Below are 1,440 nucleotides of genomic sequence, written 5' to 3'. Positions count from 1 at the left end.
GATCCCATGTGCGCTGTATCCTTCCCGTGCTACCTTAAAAAATATTTCCCGGACAATTTCACCTTCGCGCGGGTCTATCTCCAGATCCTTTACCGGGCGGCCTTTTTTGTTCGTTCTGCCCTTATAGACCGCACGGTAGCCGAACGGGACCGTACCGCCCATGTAGTGTCCATCCTCTACAATTTGTTTCATCCTAGTTTTGATGCGGACGGAAGTTTTCTGCGATTCACTGGACGCCTGCCAGAACCGAATGTAGTTGAGCAGGTCATCCACATTGCTGTCAAACCGCTGCTCACCTTCCACCGTGCTCCACACAGATATCCCCTGCTCTACAAACCATTTCAGTACAAACGGCGTTTCGTTATCCTTTCGCCCCAAACGGTCGAACATGAAGACCAGCAGGATATCAAATTCTTGTTTTTCCGCTTCCCGCTTGATTTCCTGCAGCTCGTCTCGATCTGCCGCAGCGACCTTAAATCCTGAAACCCCCAATTCCGCATGTTCCTTTATGATCGTCCAGCCTTTTGATTCTGCGAATTCATGACATGCTTTTTTCTGCATTGGGATATCATTCTCAGTCTTATCCACCTGCCCTTTTGTGGAAACCCGGTACAGGCAGCAGACGCGCGTTTTCGTTTCTTTTGCTTTTGTCAAATTCATTTTCTTCTAACTCCTCGCATATCGTTTGTACGATACACATTGGCCAATCTTTAATTGTCAAGGTCCGGCCTCTGGCGGTTGGTCACCAGTGTCCGAAGCGTTCGGCCGCTTTGGCAACCTTATATTACTATATATATAGGGAAAACCCTATCACCAAAACGGAGAAAGATCGTCCAGTTTTTCTATCAAACCAGTGCAACATCAGTTCACTGATGCGCATCGGCGTTCCGCATAAGCTCCCATAATCAGCGACAGAACTTTTTCCTCGGTTTCCGGCCGGTCCACCGCTGAAAACTGGATGACCGCTTTGTACTTGCCATACTGCTTCGTAAGCATACATTGGCTCATTGCAAATGTATTTTCCTGTTGTTCCATATTGTTTCTCCATTTCTGTCAGGAAACAAAACAGCTGCACGAAAACCAATCCGTGCAGCTGTTTTATTATGACTTTATTCTGTTGCCATACGCTCTATAGGCCTTAAAATCAAACTTGCTTTATACGCCGGGTGAGCACAAACTCCTGAGCCGCTTGTGTGCTGTTCAGCGCGTCCAGTTCTTCATGCACTTCACCGAATTCTCTCTCCATCTTTTCGTACAGCATTTTATGTCCAAGCGAATGCGGTTTTGTTGTGGCCACCTGCAACGGCGTCATGGTATAATGGATGATGTCATAGTTCTTACATTATTATATATAGGAATATTCTGTCCCGTGAAAGAGAATATTGAAATCCAGGCGACCAGCTTTGAGCGGATTCGGCCATACCGTATGAACGAAGCAAG

The 1,440-nt window shown here is 46.7% G+C and carries 2 protein-coding genes; both read right to left on the bottom strand.

What is annotated here, in order from left to right:
- A partial coding sequence (locus TQ39_RS19840; protein WP_167541567.1) for a recombinase family protein occupies positions 1–660 on the bottom strand: 660 nt, incomplete at its 3' end.
- A gap of 201 nt (positions 661–861) precedes the next feature.
- On the bottom strand, positions 862–1,035 hold the full coding sequence (locus TQ39_RS21155; protein ID WP_155201752.1) for a hypothetical protein: 174 nt from the start codon (positions 1,033–1,035) through the stop codon (positions 862–864).
- Positions 1,036–1,440: the final 405 nt, after the last annotated feature.

This window comes from Ruthenibacterium lactatiformans (assembly GCF_000949455.1).
Lineage (GTDB): Bacteria > Bacillota > Clostridia > Oscillospirales > Ruminococcaceae > Ruthenibacterium > Ruthenibacterium lactatiformans.
The sequence above is the reverse complement of the archived record's forward strand: the minus strand, read 5'-3'. Positions and strand labels throughout refer to the sequence as shown.

What these genes read in the sequence shown, in the direction of transcription:
- TQ39_RS21155 (WP_155201752.1), bottom strand. Translation starts at nt 1,035, where the DNA reads ATGGAACAACAGGAAAATACATTTGCAATGAGCCAATGTATGCTTACG.